We start from the raw sequence: 16,926 nt of genomic DNA, 5'->3' as shown, positions 1-16,926 counted from the left end.
AAGTCGATTCTAATTTTTATTCCAAACGGTTGTTTTATGTCAGTTTTAAATTTGAGAAAACCCTTTTATTTAAAAGATATACTCTCTGGACTTGTCGTTTTTCTGGTCGCATTGCCCTTGTGTTTAGGCATAGCTTTAGCCTCAGGTGCACCCATTATTTCCGGTATTATTGCGGGGATTGTAGGCGGAATTGTCGTCGGGGTGTTGAGTGGCTCACACATCAGTGTGGCAGGCCCGGCAGCCGGGCTCACGGCAGTCATTCTGGTACAACTGGATCAATTAAGCGGCAATTATGCCGCTTTTTTATTGTGTATTATTTTTGCCGGTTTACTTCAAATTGGCTTTGGTCTATTCAAGCTAGGTTTTTTTGCTAATTTTATTCCCAATAACGTTATTTTAGGGCTGCTCGCAGCAATTGGCGTAATTCTGATTGCAACTCAATTACCTTATTTATTGGGTATCAATGATTTCTCATGGTCAGCAGTTTGGTCTGGAACATTTTTTTCAAATTTTAGCTCCCTTGATAAAGGTGCAGCACTGATTGGTCTGCTCAGTCTATTTTTGATTCTGGCTTGGGACAGTAGTCCTCTTAAAAAACTGGTTTTGCCATCGGCACTGCTAGCTGTGGTTGCCGCCGCGCTATTAAATTTTATTTTAATGTCGATGGGGTCTCCTTTGGCAGTTCAGAATCATAACTTGATTCAGTTACCTAATTTACTGGAAGCTCCAAGAGATGTACTGATTTTCCCGGATTTTAGCTATTTAGCAGAACCACTGATTTACACCGGGGCTATTACCCTTGCGGTAGTCGCTTCTCTGGAAACACTTCTGAATCTCGAAGCGGCAGACAAACTTGATCCACAAAAACGTTCATCACCACCGAACCGCGAGTTATGGGCACAAGGCACAGGCAATATTGTTTCCGGTTTAATTGGAGGCATGCCAATTACGTCGGTAATTGTACGTAGCTCCGTCAATGCCAATTCTGGCGCACGCAGTAAATGTTCGACCATTATTCATGGCATTTTCCTGTTACTGGCAGTGATGTTTTTTGTGCCATTGATGAATATGATTCCTTTATCAGCTCTAGCTGCGATTTTAATTTTAACGGGCTTTAAACTTACCCATCCAAAACTCTTTAAAAAGCTTTATCAGCAGGGCTGGAAACAGTTTTTGCCTTTTATTATTACATTAGTTGCGATTTTACTCACAGATCTGCTCACTGGAATTCTAATTGGATTATTGGTCAGTAGTGCTTTTATCCTATACGGTAATTTGAATAAGGGCGTACGTGTATATAAGGAAAAGCATTTGCACGGTATTGTTACACGGATTGAACTGCCTTCACAGGTTACTTTTTTAAACCGTTCAGCACTCATTTCGGCTCTCGAACATGTTCATAAAGGTGAGCAGTTAATTCTGGATGCGACTCAGTCCGATTCAATCGATCCAGATATTTATCAAGTTATTCAGGACTATCAGAATGAAACTGCCATTAAACGCAAGATTGATTTAAAACTAATCGGATTCAAACAGCATTATCATGAACTGGATGACGCAGTACTAGATATTGATATCAGTACTCGCGATTTGCAGCAGCAACTGACACCTGCCCAAGTACTGAACTTGCTTAAGGAAGGAAATGAGCGTTTTGTGAAAAATGAACGTTTACAACGTGATATTTACCGGCAGATCCGAGTAACTGCTGATCAGGGTCAACATCCGATTGCTGCCGTACTCGGCTGTATGGACTCAAGAGCTCCTACAGAGATGCTGTTCGATGTCGGAATTGGGGATTTATTCAGCCTGCGTATTGCAGGAAATGTGGCCGGACAGAAGGTCATAGGCTCTCTTGAGTTTGCCTGTCAGGCTAAGGGTTCAAAAGTAATTGTGGTGCTGGGCCATACTGACTGCGGAGCAGTAACTAGTGCCTGCCAGCTGCGGTTACAGCATAAAAGTATTTCTGACATTAAAGAAATGCCGCATATTCAGTATATCTTGGGGCCGCTAATGCATTCGGTTCAGAGTGCTTACGATATTATGCAGCCGCGTGAGCTGAATCGGCCTTTTATTGATCAGGTAACTACCCTGAATGTTCATTACAATATCCAGTATATTGTTAACCACAGCTCTGTCTTAAAAGAGATGCTTGAACGTGGAGAAATAGCCATTGTGGGAGCAATTTATGATGTGCAGACCGGTCGGGTCAATTTTCTGGAATAAAAAAACTAGCAAAATGCCTCCAGAATAGGAGGCATTTTTATTGATAAAGTAATTATATTTACCAGTGTTCACCTGGAAAAATACGGGCATAAGCGCGTTGAACCCAGTTAAGTTTTTCCTGTTTACCCACTGATGCGCTGGAACTTGGAAACAGATTAAAGCCAATTGACATAAACATATTGTTGATTTCAGGAGCAATCGAATAAGTAATGGATGCCAAACGGCCAAGATGCGTAGCCAAGCGTTTCGGACGCTTGATAATGGCATAGGCAATCAGATCAGCTGCCTGCTCAGGCGACAGCGTAGGGACATAACGATAAATTTTGGTTGGTGCAATCATGGGAGTGCGCACCAGAGGCATATAAATTGAAGTGATTGCAATCTTGTGTGAATGCACTTCTGCTGACAGACAGCGGCTAAAAGCATCTAGCGCGGCTTTAGAAGCCACATAAGCAGAAAAACGGGTTGCATTAGCCAACACACCAATTGAACTGATATTAATGATCTGTCCGTCACGACGCTGCATCATTTGCGGCAATATATTCAGAATCAAACGGATCGCACCGAAATAATTCAGCTGCATGGTACGCTCAAAGTCATGAAAACGGTCAATTGATTCATGGACGGCACGGCGAATAGAACGTCCAGCATTATTAATCAGGATATCAATATGGTCTACAGACGCCAGAATTTTCTGGGAACATGCATCAATAGCATCCAGATCATTTAAATCACATGGGAAAATAGTTGCTTTTCCGCCTTCTGCTTCAATTTCAGCCTGAACTTCTTGCAAGGTAGATTCAGTACGGGCAACCAGCAGCACATGTGCACCCGCTTGAGCAAGTTTCTTGGCTGTAGTTAGGCCAATTCCACTGGAAGCACCGGTGATGAGTGCTACCTTGCCATTTACCTTATCTTCGAAAAGTTTCTCTAATTTGTTGTTCACGTAGATCTTCCTGGCTGAAAATTTGCTGAGGCAAAATAAATATAATTTTTTTAAATATGTTATAGCCATGACCTGCGATAGGCCAAGGGGCTCAGTCGGTTTTTATCTTAACGAAATGACGGGAAAAATCCAGAGTTAAGTGGTTGAATCTAAAAATAATATTTAGAGTAATTACTCTAATTTGGGTATGTGTTTATACTGTGTTTTAACACAAGTTAAAATAGTTGAAAAGATAAAACTTTGAAAAAGCAGTTCATAAATGGAAAGTAAAAACATATGCCAGATTAAAATAAAGCTATCAGGTAGGGCTAATTATCAGAAACATTCGAGTTCAAGCTTTTTAGTCACACTGTCTGGTATTTGAGGGAATATAAACAGGGCCATGTATGTTGACCCTGCTTGTGTATAACTTAAACTGCGGCAAGTGCCTGTTCCAGATCGGCAATCAGGTCATCAGCATGTTCAATGCCGATAGATAAACGCACCATATCCTCGCTAACCCCTGCAGATTTCAACTCCTGTTCATTGAGCTGACGATGGGTAGTGGTTGCCGGATGACAAGCCAAACTTTTCGCATCGCCAATATTGACCAGGCGGGTAAAGAGCTGCAGTGCATCAATAAAACGGGTACCGCCAGCAAGTCCATCCTGTACCCCAAAGGATAAGATAGCCGAAGGTTTACCTTGAACATATTTTTGTGCCAGTGCATGCTGTGGATGGTCTGTCAGGCCTGCATAATTTACCCATTTGACTTTTGGATGGGCTTTCAAATACTCGGCAATTTTTAGAGCATTTTCGGTATGGCGCTCCATGCGCAGGCTTAAGGTTTCCAGTCCTTGCAGAATCAGGAAAGCATTCATCGGGCTAATGGCGGCGCCAGTATTACGTAAAGGTACAACACGTGCACGGGCAATATAAGCAGCTTCACCAAGCGCCTCAACATAGTTAACCCCATGATAACTTGGGTCGGGCGTATTTAACACTTTAAAGCGGTCCGGATATTTACCCCAGGGGAATTTACCGCTATCGACAATCGCACCACCAATACTGTTACCGTGACCTCCAATATATTTGGTTAGCGAGTGCACCACGATATCAGCACCAAATTCAAAAGGCTTGAGCAAGACCGGTGTCGCTACCGTATTGTCAACTACCACCGGTACACCATATTCATGGGCAATTTTACTGATGGCTTCCAGATCAATGATATTGCCAAGCGGATTACCTATTGACTCGACAAATACCAGTCTGGTTTTATCATCAATCAGAGAGTGTAATGCTTCTGGATTCTGATAATCGAAGAAGCGCACTTCAATTCCCTGTTTGGGCAAGGTATGGGCAAACAGATTATATGTACCACCATATAGGGTGGAAACAGAAGCAATATTATCGCCTGCTTCGGCAATAGTCTGAATCGCATAGGTAATTGCCGCCATACCCGAAGCAAGTGCCAGTGCACCTATTCCACCCTCTAGAGCTGCGATACGCTGTTCAAGAACCGCTGTTGTAGGGTTCATAATACGGGTATAAATATTGCCTTGGACTTTTAAATCGAACAGGTCGGCCCCATGTTGAGTATTATCGAAAGAGTAGGACGTGGTCTGGTAAATAGGTACCGCTACGGCTTTCGTCGTCGCTTCAGGACTATAACCGGCATGAATTGCCAAAGTTTCATCTTTATATGTCATATTATTTCTTCGATGTGGGTTAAAACCTAATCGAGTCTAGCATTTTTTAATATGAAATAAAGCTTTCCTATTCTTTGTCTATATCTATTTATTTCATAAGTATAGTGATGAGTTTAAGCAAACTCAAAATCTTGGTGTGAGTTTAATTTTTAGTCACAAAAGGCTATGAGATAACCCGCAGAATACCCAGAGTACGCCTTATGTTTTCATGGTATTCATCGTATAATACGCTGGTTATTTTTTCGCAGTTTGCGATATTCTGATTTTCAATTGAGGAGTCCTGCGTGGCCCAATATATTTACACGATGAACCGTGTGTCGAAGATGGTTCCGCCTAAGCGTGAAATCCTGAAAGACATCTCTTTGTCATTTTTTCCGGGTGCAAAAATTGGTGTGCTCGGTCTTAACGGTGCAGGTAAATCAACTCTGCTCCGTATCATGGCGGGCGTAGATAAAGATTTCTCTGGGGAAGCACGTGCGCAACCAGGTATTAAAATCGGCTATCTGGAACAGGAACCACCTCTGGATCCGAACAAAGATGTACGTGGAAATGTTGAAGATGGTCTGCGTGAACCGTTAGATGCATTAGCCCGCCTGGATGAAGTGTTTGCAGAATATGCAGCAGAAGATGCTGACTTTGATGCACTTGCAAAAGAACAAGAGAAACTTGAAGCCATCATCCAGACTTGGGATGCACATAATCTGAATAACCAGATGGAACAGGCTGCTGCTGCATTAAACTTGCCGGCTTGGGATGCTGACGTGACTCTACTTTCAGGGGGTGAACGCCGCCGTGTTGCACTTTGCCGTCTGCTTCTATCTAAACCGGACATGCTTCTTCTTGACGAACCGACTAACCACCTGGATGCAGAATCTGTGTCTTGGCTAGAACGGTTCCTAAAAGACTTTCCTGGTACCATTGTTGCTATTACGCACGACCGTTATTTCCTTGATAACGTTGCTGAGTGGATTCTGGAACTTGACCGCGGACATGGTATTCCTTACCAGGGCAATTACACGTCTTGGCTGGAACAGAAAAATGCCCGTCTAGAGCAGGAACAGAAACAGGAAGAGTCTTTTGCTAAAGCCTTGAAAAAAGAACTGGAATGGGTTCGTTCAAATGCCAAAGGCCAGCAGAAAAAGAACAAGGCTCGTATGGAGCGTTTTGAAGAGTTAAACTCTAAAGAATTCCAGCAGCGCAATGAAACTTCTGAAATTTATATTCCACCTGGTCCACGTTTAGGTAATAAGGTAGTAGAAGTTGAAGGCATCAGTAAATCCTTTGATGGACGTCTGCTTTATGAAAACCTGACCTTCTCTGTACCACCAACAGCAATTGTTGGTATTGTTGGTCCAAACGGTGCGGGTAAAACCACACTATTCCGTATGATGACTGGGGAACAGCAGCCAGATACCGGAACAGTTACTCTGGGTGATTCAGTTAAAGTGGCCTATGTTGGCCAGATTCGTGACACCTTGGATAATAACAAAACCGTATGGGAAGAGGTTTCTGGCGGTCTGGATATCTTGAAAGTAGGTGATTACGAAATTGCGTCTCGCGCCTATATTGGCCGTTTTAACTTTAAAGGCCAAGACCAGCAGAAACGTGTAGGTGAACTTTCTGGTGGTGAGCGAAACCGCTTGCAGCTGGCAAAAATCTTGCAGCAGGGTGCTAATGTAATCCTGCTCGATGAACCTTCAAACGATCTTGATATTGAAACTTTGCGTGCACTTGAAGATGCAATTTTGGTCTTTCCGGGTACAGTTATGGTGGTATCGCATGACCGCTGGTTCCTGGACCGTATTGCAACGCATATTTTGTCGTTTGAAAATGAGCAGCCTGAATTTTACACGGGTAACTATGCTGAATATGAAGCATATCGTCAGTCACGCCTAGGCGATGCGGCTGTAACCAAACGCGCCAAATATAAAAAAATTAGTGGATAATAGCCACAACTGAAAAACCAGCCTGAGGGCTGGTTTTTTTGTTTTTAGGATTTTGGCATCTCAGACTATACCAATAGAAAAAACTGTAGTAACAATTAGTTACTGTGGTTTTCAAATTGGTAAATTAAACATCGTTCTACTGTCAGAAGTGAACTGGATATCCCAGTAGCATACTGTTACCTTAGAGGATAAGAGCTGTAAAGTAATCCACTAAGAACCGAGGAGACTGTTAATGGGCGCGCATCATGGGCACGATCACAGTCATGCAGTCGTCACTGAAGGTAATGCCAAAAAGCTTGGTTTTGCTTTGGCACTAACCACGATCTTTTTAATTATTGAAATAGTTGCCGGCTTTATAACCCAAAGTTTGGCTCTGTTATCAGATGCTGCGCATATGTTTACCGATGCCGCAGCGTTAGCTATTGCATTGGTTGCCATTAAAATTGCTAAACGTCCCGCTGATGATAAGCGTACCTTTGGCTATCAACGCTTTGAAATTCTGGCAGCACTTTTCAACGCCTGTATGTTGTTTGTGGTGGCTATCTATATTTTATATGAAGCCTACCAGCGTCTTAGCCAGCCCCCCGAGATTCAGAGCCTTGGCATGCTCTCCGTGGCAATTATTGGTCTAGTGATCAATCTGATTTCCATGCGCATTCTGTTTTCGAGTTCGAAAGACAGCCTGAATGTGAAAGGGGCTTATCTTGAGGTTCTGAGTGATGCCTTGGGTTCAGTTGGTGTTATTGTTGGCGCCTTAATTATTTATTTTACTGGCTGGATGTGGGTAGATACCCTAATCGCAGTGCTAATTGGTTTCTGGGTATTACCACGGACCTGGATATTGCTGAAACAGAGTATCAATATTCTACTTGAAGGCGTACCTGAAGAGATCGATATTGAAAAGCTGCGTAATGACCTCTTGGAACTCGATGGTGTCGAGAGCATTCATCAGCTTAAAGTCTGGGCTATTACTTCTAAAAATGTGCATCTAACTGTGCATTTGTATGCACCACATGCAAACCGGAACCAACTTTATCAAAATGCTCTCGAAATGTTGACCCATGAGCATGGTATTACCGAGGTGACGTTACAGATTGAGGAGGACCCATGTCAGACACTTGCTCATGACCATCAGAATGATCATGAACACAGTCACTAAGTTATTTTAGGGTTTAAATCTGCCACTCATGGCCACATTCACGACACTTCCATTGTTTCTGGGATTGCATAAATGCCTGCATGGACAGTTTAAAGTCTGGCAAATCGCGCCAGAACAGGAATCCGGCTATAAGGCAGATAATAAATACAGCTACAGTCGCCATTTGCAATGTACTGCCGGCACCATCACCAAAGATCCACATGCCGATACTGATTACCACCAGTAGTAATAGAATAAAAATAGCCGGAATCAGGAACACCAGACTTTTAGGAACCACAGGACGGGGGGTATTGGTTCCTTGACTCACTGGTATGATCTTGGGACTCTGGCATTGCGGGCAGCGATATTGCATGGAAAACTCCTAAACTCTTTTGCGGTCTATTTTACCGAATAGTGTAGGTAAGCCGAAAGTGTAAGCATAAAAAAAGCCACTGAATAGGTCAGTGGCTTTTAGAATTTGGCGTCCCTACGGGGATTCGAACCCCGGTTACCGCCGTGAAAGGGCGATGTCCTAGGCCTCTAGACGATAGGGACTTATGAGGCAGTTACACAAAGTAGAACAGCTTCTGGTGGAGTCAAGCGGGATCGAACCGCTGACCTCTACAATGCCATTGTAGCGCTCTACCAACTGAGCTATGACCCCAGCGTTTGTGTGAGCGCAATATTAGGGGCATTGCGCTCATACGTCAACACAAATATTTACTCGTCTTGATCATCTGCTTTATTTTTCGGCAATTTCAGGCTTTCATTAAGTTTTTCCCAGGCTTTTAACTCTTTTTTGCTCGGACCACCCACAATTTCTAGTGCACGACGCAAACGGGCAAAGGTCAAGTCGGGACCTAAAGTCACCATAGATTGCATGACAGGCGTGGATGAGGTTGAACCGGCAATCGCAATAAAAAAAGCAGGCATGAAATCACGTAGCTTGATGCCCATTTGGTTAGACAGATCCATTAGAGTCTGGCTGACCGTATCATTATTCCAGGTAAATAGACTTTCCAGCCGCCAGATGGCAAATTGCAGGCTTTGACGAACCTGCTCCTCAGTCAGTTTTTTACTTTCAAACTGTTCTTTGGAAATATTCGGGAACTGATTGAAGTAAAAGCCCGCCCAGTTTACTGCATCAGAAAGCAGATTGATTCGCGGCTGGATGGCTGCAGCAATCTCTTCAAGTTTATTACGGTCTGCCTTCCAGTTGAGCAGGGTATTTAACAATTCTGCAGGAGACAATGCCTTAATCCACTGACCATTTAACCAGTTAAGCTTTTCAACATCAAAAATCGGGCCGCCTAGTGATACACGTTTAATGTCAAAGTGTTCGATCATTTCTGCCAGCGTAAACTTTTCACTTTCATCTGGCATAGACCAACCCATACGACCCAGATAGTTTAGTAGGGCCTCTGGCAATACACCAATATCACGGTAATAATTGATTGATGTTGGGTTCTTCCGTTTAGATAACTTGGACTTATCCGGATTACGTAGTAGTGGCATATGACAGATTGTTGGCATATCCCAGCCAAAGTAGGAGTACAGCAACTGGTGTTTTGGTGCCGATGGAATCCATTCTTCGCCACGGATGACATGCGTAATTTGCATAAGATGGTCATCAACCACGTTGGCTAGATGATAAGTAGGCAATCCGTCAGTTTTTAGCAGAATCTGCATGTCTACCTGAGCCCAAGGTATCTCAACTTCACCACGCAGCATGTCATTAAATTTACATACGCCTTCAGCAGGTACTTTCATGCGAATAACATGAGGTTCACCAGCTGCCAGACGGCATTCAACTTCTTCATGAGAGAGCTGCAGACCCCGGCCGTCATAGCGTGGACTTTCACCACGGGCCTGCTGTTCGGCACGCATCTGGTCGAGTTCTTCTGGAGTTGCAAAGCAATAAAAAGCATGACCTTTTTCAACCAGTTCTAATGCATACTGTTTATAGATATGCATACGCTCGGACTGGCGATATGGTGCATGTGGGCCACCGATATCTGGTCCTTCTGACCAGTTCAGTCCCAACCATTTTAATGAGTCCAGAATCATTTTTTCTGATTCAGGGGTTGAACGCAGCTGATCGGTATCTTCAATACGCAATATAAATTCGCCTCCATGCTGCTTGGCAAAGCACATATTGAACAGGGCGATATAAGCAGTACCAACATGGGGAAAGCCAGTTGGAGAAGGAGCAATACGGGTGCGGACGTTCATAACTCTTAATTTTCAATAACAGATTAAGACTATTATAACGAAAAAGCCTGACAGCTTAAGGGTTAATTCACCGCAGGCAGGTCAGGCTAGAAAAGACTATGAAAATTATAAAATTAAGAGGTTTGCTGTGGAAAAATAATCTGTACCAGACGGCTGAAGCGCTGGTTCTGTGCCGCCAGAAAATTCTGGGTAGGAGCAGCACGCATAGAAGTCAACATTTTTAAATCCAGCTCGGATCTGTCAACTGAAGGCGTAGTTTTCTCAGATTGGCGCTGGTTTAAAGCTTTTTCAATAAGAGAGCCTGTTTTAGCAGGAGCATGGGTAGAACCAGGTATTTTAGATAAATCCTGATTTTTAAGACTGTTGCCTTGTACAATAACTGCGCTATGCCCCATCTGACTGAGTGTAAGCATACTCAAACTTAAGTAAAAAATCTTAAATAAATTCATGTTCATGTAAGAAGAGTCCCCCTATAAATCGGCTAATTTTTATAAAGTTTGCCGAAAATCGCATGAATTAAAACAGCTTTGTCTTAACAGTTACAGTATAGACTCACAATTCATTACAAAATTTTAAACTAACTCTAGTTAAAAAATTACAATAAACCCTAAGCTGTATTGGAAGTGTAGTTTTAACAGATAAATGTGTAGAGAAGGTGAAGAGAAAATAGGAAACTTAAGAGTGCTCAAGATACTTGGATTTTTTGACTGTACTAGAAGCTAAATGAAAGATGAGAGTTTCGGTTAGAGAAAACCTGATAACTGTGCCTAAAACAACGTTATAGAAAAATCAAGGACTGTAGAACTTAATCAATTGAAGGGAATGCAATACTCAACTGTATAATGAGTTGTTGTTTTATAAAAATTTTCAGTATATTGCAAATTGTTTATCAAGTGACCTAGAGAAGTAAATGAGAAAGCATTTCCAATGGGGTTTAAAAGGTGGCATGTTAGCCACCTTAATACTATGTGGTTCAGTTACACAAGCTGCTGACCGTCAATTTTTGAATGTCTCATATGATGCGACACGTGAATTTTATGATGATTTCAATAAGTCATATGGTGCTTACTGGAAAAGCCGTACTGGTCAAACAGTTGAATTTAAACAGTCACATGGCGGTTCAGGTAAACAGGCACGCTCAGTAGTTGATGGTTTAAAAGGTGATGTAGTGACTTTAGCCTTGGCAAATGACATTAATGAGATCGTAAAATCTGGCCAGATTAAAGCAGGCTGGCAAAAAGAATTTCCTTATAATTCTGCACCCTATACTTCAACCATCGTTTTTATGGTACGTAAAGGTAATCCGAAAAAAATTCAGGACTGGAAAGATCTAACCAGACCGGGTGTGCAGATTATTACACCTAACCCTAAAACAGGCGGCTTGCCACGCTGGATTTATCTGTCGGCCTGGGGCTATGCACTGAAACAGCCGGGTGGTAATGATGCTAAAGCACGAGAGTTTGTTAAAAGCATGTATAAGAATGTCAAGGTGATGGACTCTGCTGCACGTGCCTCTATGACGACATTCGCCGAACGTGGCATGGGTGATGTACTGCTAACCTGGGAAAATGAAGCTCTAGTCACGCTTAAAACTTTAGGCCCTGATAAATATGATATTGTTTATCCATCAATTTCAATTTTAACAGAACCATCGGTTGCAATTGTTGACAAGACAGTTGAAAAAAATGGTAATAAATGGCTGGCTACCGGCTATATTAATTATTTGTATTCTCCTTTGGGCCAGGAAATGGCAGCAAAATACTATTATCGGCCACGTAACCAGAAAGTTATGGCGAAATATGCTGCTCAATTTCCCAAGCTGAAAACTTTCACCATTGATGAAGTATTCGGGGGATGGAGCAAGGCACAGCAAACCCATTTTGTAAATGGAGCAACATTTGACCAGATTTATAATGATCGTCGCTAACCATTCGTCGTTCAAGTAGTTCCTCTGGAAAAGCCCTGTAGCAGAATAATTCTGTCAGGGCTTTTTAATGATGCTTTAAAAAAGATCGGCAAAACGGTTTTCTCTATAGAAAATAATATTTCCCTACAAAAAGCCATTTGGAGCTTTATAAAAACAGGGTAATAATGTGCAGTTAAATTTTTAGCTGTCTGAACCGATCTTATGTCGCATATTTCTGTATTACTCCATGAAACTGTTGCTGCCGTACTGGCAGAGCGCAATACAGGAATTTATGTAGACGCAACCTTCGGCCGAGGTGGCCATAGCCGTGAATTACTGGCTCAGCTCAATACAGATGCTCAGGTTTATGCCTTCGATAAAGATCCTCAGGCTTTGGCTGTTGCTGCCGAGCTCGAGCAGCAGGACGCTCGCTTTAAAATTATTCATGCCAGTTTTGCTGACCTTAAACAGGAGCTTGAAAAAATTGGTATAACTGAAGTTGATGGGATCATGGCAGATTTGGGGGTTTCATCGCCACAACTTGACCAGGCTGAACGCGGTTTTAGCTTTATGCAAGACGGACCTTTAGATATGCGTATGGATAATTCCCAAGGCCAAACCGCAGCAGAGTGGCTGGTCAATATTGAAGAAGAGGCATTAGCCAATATTATTTATCAGTATGGGGAAGAGCGTTACAGTCGCCGCCTAGCCCGCGCAATTAAACAGGCAGGCTACATTGCAACCACTGGCCAGCTGGCTGAACTCGTGAAAGCTGCCCATCCAAAATGGGAAAAACATAAGCATCCTGCTACGCGTACCTTTCAGGCTATTCGTATTGCCATCAATAAAGAATTAGAGGATATTGAGCTGTTTCTACCACAGGCAGTCGATATTCTTAAACCACATGGACGCTTGGCGGTAATCAGTTTCCATTCACTGGAAGATCGTCTGATCAAACAGTTTATACAAAAAGAATCAAGTTTGGCCGAAGATTCAGGCTGGGGAATGCCGCAAATACAGCAGGACACTCGCCGTCTGAAGAAAATTTCACGTATTAAAGCCAGTGATGCCGAAGTTAAAGAAAACCCACGCTCACGTAGTGCTTGGTTAAGAGTAGCAGAACGCTTAGCATAGTAAGGCGCACAATGAAAAAAAAAGTTGTTGAAGAAAAAGCTGAACAACCTTTCTTGCAGAAACCGGCTCTCAAGAAAATTGTGGTTTACACAGTTCTGGTACTGCTGGTTTTTATGAGTGCGGTCATGGTGGTTTTTCAGGTTTTTCAATATCGTCATGATTACCGAGATCTGAGTTCCTATATGCGTGAAAGGGATGACCTGAACGCAGAATGGGGACGCCTGCTGATTGAACAACAGACTTTTGGCGCCACTGCCCAGATTGGAACCCGGGCAGTAACCCAGTTGCGTATGTATTCTCCGCCGGCTTCACAAACTGTGGTGATTTCCTTACCTATGACTTCTGAGCAAAAAAAATAAGGCATGCTGTATGGTAGACAAGCGAATTAAGCAAACACGAAGAAAACAGCAGTCAATTTCGGAAAAACCTACTCTTGCCTTTGATATGTGGCGCTTCTATTTAATGTGGGGCGTGGTATTACTGTGTTTTGTCATATTGATTGCGCGTGCATTTTACGTACAGATTATTAATAAGGACTTTCTGCAGAACAAGGCCAATGCCAATATTTTAAGAACCGAGTCTTTAAAAGCCATGCGTGGGGTCATTAGCGACCGTCATGGTGTACCTCTGGCGATCAGCACGCCAATTATGAAAATTGTAATTGATCCGCGTGATTATTTTGATAATAAAAAGCTCTACGACGAGATTACAGCCGAGTTAAAAAAAGATCCGAATAACCGCAAACTCAAGCGTCAGTTACCTGATAAAAATCTTAATCTGGATGAGTTGGCCGATGCAGTCGGTATCGATCGGGCCGAATTAAAAAGAAAATTAAACGAGCGGCCAAGATCACGTTATCTGGTTCTGAAAAAAGAAGTACCACCACAGCAGGCAGACCTGATCGTCAAGCGAGATTTTCAGGGGGTATATGCCGAGAAAAATTATAAACGCTATTATCCGCAGCCACAGCCAAATGCTCAGATTATTGGTTTGACCAATAGTGAAGGGACTGGTATTGAAGGCCTGGAAATGCAGCTTAACAAACGGCTGGCTGGTGTTGATGGTGAGCAGAAAGTTATCCGTGATAAACGCGGTAACCGGTTGAAGGTAACCGAGGTTATTAAAGAAGTTGAACCGGGTGAAAATATTACACTCAGTATTGACTCACGTTTGCAATATATTCTTTATCGTGAACTTACAGCTGCAGGTATCGCCAACAATGCCCGCTCGGCCAGTGCTATTGCAGTAGATGTTAAAACCGGTGAGATTCTGGCCATGACCAGTTGGCCCTCTTATAACCCGAATGATAAAAATGGACTGGCCAATAAAGATGCCATGCGAAACCGCGGTGCAATCGATATGTTTGAACCGGGTTCTACCATGAAGCCATTAAGTGTGGCTGCGGCGCTAGAAAGTGGTAAATATACACCAAATACCATTATTAATTTAGGCTCAGGCTCAATGCGGGTCGGTAACCATACTATTCGTGATACGCATAGTTATGGCCAGCTTAGTGTAACTGGTGTAATTATCAAGTCATCAAACGTTGGTGTGGCGAAGATGGCTTTATCTTTACCCTATTCAACTCTTCCGACATTTTTTAAGCGAATTGGTTTCGGGCAACGTTCAGCTGTGAAGTTCCCGGGTGAGAGTACAGGCCTGATTTTACCACCAAGTAAATGGAATGTTTCAGAAGTAGCCACTATGTCTTATGGTTACGGTATTAATGCCACTGTACTGCAAATGGTACAGGCCTATGCCATGCTGGCAAATCATGGTGTAAAAATGCCTCTTAGCCTTTATAAGCTGGATGAACCGCCTAAAGGCGAGCAGCTTCTTGAACCTAAAATCGCTGATCAGGTACTCCTGATGATGGAACAGGTAACATTACCTGGAGGAACTGCACGTCAGGCTAATATTCCCGGTTACCGTGTTGCAGGTAAAACAGGTACGGCCCATAAACTGCGAGCTGACCGTAAGGGTTATTCGAGTAATGAGTACCGCGCCCTGTTTTCTGGTGTAGCACCAGTAAGTGATCCACGACTGGCTATTTTTGTGGTCGTAGAAAATCCGAAAGGAAAATATTATGGCGGTCTGGTGGCTGCGCCAGTATTTGCCAGGGTAATGCAGGAATCACTCCGTTTGATGAATGTGCCATTAGATAAGCCGCTCGATGTTCCACAGGAACCGTAAATCAGGTGATGCATGACAATTACATTTAATGAAATATATCCAGGTAACGCCAACGTAGAGTGGGCGAATCAGCCATTTAGCGGTTTTTGTCTGGATAGCCGTAAAGTACAGGCAGGACAGATCTTTATCGCTTTAGATAGCTTAAGTCAGTCTGATAAAACTCGTATTTTTGCGGAAAATGCATTAAGCCAAGGTGCTCTTGGTATTATTTCCGAATCTGATCTCGGCGTGACCACAGCATGGGTTTGTCCCCAGGTCAGAAAATGGATGGGTGGGTGGCAAAAACAGTATTTACAGGCTACCCGGCCGGTAAATTCTGCCCGAATTCTAGCTGTCACAGGGACTAATGGTAAAACCACTATTTCCCGGCTGATAGCAGAACTGATCAGCTTCCAGAAGCAGCCCTGTGCTGTAATGGGAACAACTGGTAATGGTATTTTACCGCATCTGGTCGCTTCAACACATACCACACTAGATGCGTTACAGCTGCAAAATGCCCTGCATGATTTTTCCTGTCAGGGTGCGAATTTTGTTGCTCTCGAAGCTAGCTCACATGGCCTGGAGCAGGGTCGTCTGAATGGCTGCGAGATTGAAATCGCTATTTATAGTAACCTGAGTCGAGACCATCTGGATTATCATGGAACCTTGGCAGCTTATGCAAATGCCAAGGCTTTGCTGTTCAAATTTGCTACGCTGCGTAGTGCCGTAATCAATCTGGATGATGATTATGCACCAGTAATGCTGGAAACAGCACAAGCCAATCCGTCCCGACCAAAGATTTTGACCTACTCATTACAACATCCAGAAGCAGATTATCGCGTATCTGATATTCACTACAGTCTTGAAGGAGCGAAGTTTAAGCTGATCGCCCCAACAGGTGAATATGTGGTACAGAGTCCGCTTTTAGGTCAATTTAATGTTGAAAACCTGGTGGCCAGTCTGATTGCAGTAGAGCAGGCCGGTTTTAAACTGAGTGATATTTTAGCAACTGTACCTCAGCTCAAGGGAGCTCCAGGCCGCATGCAGGTGATCCGTGATGCAGAGCGTTTATTTGTAGTGGATTATGCTCATACACCTGATGCTTTAACACAGGTTCTGGTTACCTTGAAACGCCATGTCCAGCATCAGCTTTGGGCCATATTCGGTTGTGGTGGTGATCGCGACCGTGGCAAACGTCCGTTGATGACTCAGGCAGCTCTTAATGATGCTGACCCGGTGATTCTCACTTCAGATAACCCGCGAACAGAAAGTCCTGAACAGATTTTTACTGATATGAAACATGAGGTTGATTTTGGTAATCATCATGTGCAGGAAATTCGCGACCGGCGTGAAGCAATCAAATATGCAGTGCAACAGGCACAAGCTGGCGATATTGTAGTCATTGCCGGAAAGGGTCATGAAAACTATCAGGAAATTGATGGCGTTCGTCACTGGTTTGATGACGTGGTCGAAGTGCAGTCCGCACTTGAAGCCCAACACTGCAATTTATCTCAAGCCTATTCTGCTGACTAGGAAAACTT

General features: G+C 43.2%; 13 protein-coding genes and 2 tRNA genes. 8 read left to right on the top strand and 7 right to left on the bottom strand.

Annotation, left to right across the window (positions count from 1 at the left end; genetic code table 11):
• Positions 1-36 precede the first annotated feature (36 nt).
• Positions 37-2,223 carry a SulP family inorganic anion transporter gene (locus ABZP31_RS13705; RefSeq protein WP_367156829.1) on the top strand — a complete coding sequence of 729 codons (2,187 nt, stop codon included), beginning with the start codon at positions 37-39 and terminating at the stop codon, positions 2,221-2,223.
• 58 nt (positions 2,224-2,281) lie between these two features.
• Here ABZP31_RS13705 and ABZP31_RS13700 read toward each other — a convergent pair whose 3' ends face one another.
• Both ABZP31_RS13700 and ABZP31_RS13695 read right to left on the bottom strand, forming a co-directional pair.
• Positions 2,282-3,169, bottom strand: coding sequence for an SDR family NAD(P)-dependent oxidoreductase (locus ABZP31_RS13700; RefSeq protein WP_005407184.1), 888 nt, complete (start codon positions 3,167-3,169; stop codon positions 2,282-2,284).
• Between the two features lie 410 nt (positions 3,170-3,579).
• Positions 3,580-4,857, bottom strand: a complete 1,278-nt coding sequence (locus tag ABZP31_RS13695) for an aminotransferase class I/II-fold pyridoxal phosphate-dependent enzyme (protein ID WP_105919102.1) — start codon at positions 4,855-4,857, stop codon at positions 3,580-3,582.
• 284 nt (positions 4,858-5,141) lie between these two features.
• On the opposite strand from ABZP31_RS13695, the gene ettA reads away from it, so the two are divergent.
• The gene (ettA, locus tag ABZP31_RS13690) at positions 5,142-6,803 is read left to right on the top strand and encodes an energy-dependent translational throttle protein EttA (RefSeq protein WP_005018007.1); all 1,662 of its coding nucleotides are present in this window, start codon (positions 5,142-5,144) and stop codon (positions 6,801-6,803) included.
• A gap of 232 nt (positions 6,804-7,035) precedes the next feature.
• The gene (locus tag ABZP31_RS13685; protein ID WP_005018011.1) at positions 7,036-7,962 is read left to right on the top strand and encodes a cation diffusion facilitator family transporter; all 927 of its coding nucleotides are present in this window, start codon (positions 7,036-7,038) and stop codon (positions 7,960-7,962) included.
• A gap of 13 nt (positions 7,963-7,975) precedes the next feature.
• On the opposite strand, the gene ABZP31_RS13680 is transcribed toward ABZP31_RS13685, so the two are convergent.
• From ABZP31_RS13680 to ABZP31_RS13660, 5 genes are all read right to left on the bottom strand, one after another.
• On the bottom strand, positions 7,976-8,314 hold the full coding sequence (locus ABZP31_RS13680; RefSeq protein ID WP_005024185.1) for a hypothetical protein: 339 nt from the start codon (positions 8,312-8,314) through the stop codon (positions 7,976-7,978).
• 106 nt (positions 8,315-8,420) lie between these two features.
• Positions 8,421-8,496, bottom strand: a tRNA-Glu gene (locus ABZP31_RS13675).
• A 33-nt stretch (positions 8,497-8,529) separates the two neighbouring features.
• A tRNA-Ala gene (locus tag ABZP31_RS13670) sits at positions 8,530-8,605 on the bottom strand.
• A gap of 56 nt (positions 8,606-8,661) precedes the next feature.
• Positions 8,662-10,173 (bottom strand): glutamate--tRNA ligase, encoded by a 1,512-nt coding sequence (gene gltX, locus ABZP31_RS13665; RefSeq protein ID WP_005405258.1) that lies wholly within the window; start codon positions 10,171-10,173, stop codon positions 8,662-8,664.
• Positions 10,174-10,286: 113 nt separating this feature from the next.
• Positions 10,287-10,628: a hypothetical protein gene (locus tag ABZP31_RS13660; protein ID WP_005018018.1), complete on the bottom strand. Its 342-nt coding sequence runs from the start codon at positions 10,626-10,628 to the stop codon at positions 10,287-10,289.
• A 491-nt stretch (positions 10,629-11,119) separates the two neighbouring features.
• Here ABZP31_RS13660 and ABZP31_RS13655 point away from each other — a divergent pair, with 491 nt between their 5' ends.
• The 5 genes from ABZP31_RS13655 (at position 11,120) to ABZP31_RS13635 (ending at position 16,918) form a co-directional block, all read left to right on the top strand.
• Entirely contained in the window at positions 11,120-12,100 is a 981-nt protein-coding gene (locus tag ABZP31_RS13655; RefSeq protein ID WP_005405257.1) for a sulfate ABC transporter substrate-binding protein, read from the top strand.
• A gap of 201 nt (positions 12,101-12,301) precedes the next feature.
• On the top strand, positions 12,302-13,213 hold the full coding sequence (gene rsmH, locus ABZP31_RS13650) for a 16S rRNA (cytosine(1402)-N(4))-methyltransferase RsmH (RefSeq protein ID WP_005018024.1): 912 nt from the start codon (positions 12,302-12,304) through the stop codon (positions 13,211-13,213).
• Positions 13,214-13,224: 11 nt separating this feature from the next.
• Positions 13,225-13,572, top strand: coding sequence for a cell division protein FtsL (gene ftsL / locus ABZP31_RS13645; RefSeq protein WP_075040515.1), 348 nt, complete (start codon positions 13,225-13,227; stop codon positions 13,570-13,572).
• A 10-nt stretch (positions 13,573-13,582) separates the two neighbouring features.
• Positions 13,583-15,406 carry a penicillin-binding protein PBP3 gene (gene ftsI, locus ABZP31_RS13640; protein WP_005407254.1) on the top strand — a complete coding sequence of 608 codons (1,824 nt, stop codon included), beginning with the start codon at positions 13,583-13,585 and terminating at the stop codon, positions 15,404-15,406.
• 12 nt (positions 15,407-15,418) lie between these two features.
• Complete coding sequence (locus ABZP31_RS13635) at positions 15,419-16,918, top strand: UDP-N-acetylmuramoyl-L-alanyl-D-glutamate--2,6-diaminopimelate ligase (RefSeq protein ID WP_248133748.1); 1,500 nt, start codon at positions 15,419-15,421, stop codon at positions 16,916-16,918.
• Positions 16,919-16,926: the final 8 nt, after the last annotated feature.

Origin of the sequence: Acinetobacter sp. FL, assembly GCF_040744925.1 — a bacterium.
In the GTDB taxonomy this organism is placed as follows: domain Bacteria; phylum Pseudomonadota; class Gammaproteobacteria; order Pseudomonadales; family Moraxellaceae; genus Acinetobacter; species Acinetobacter radioresistens.
Note: the sequence above shows the minus strand (reverse complement) of the source record. Positions and strands in the feature narration are given on the sequence as shown.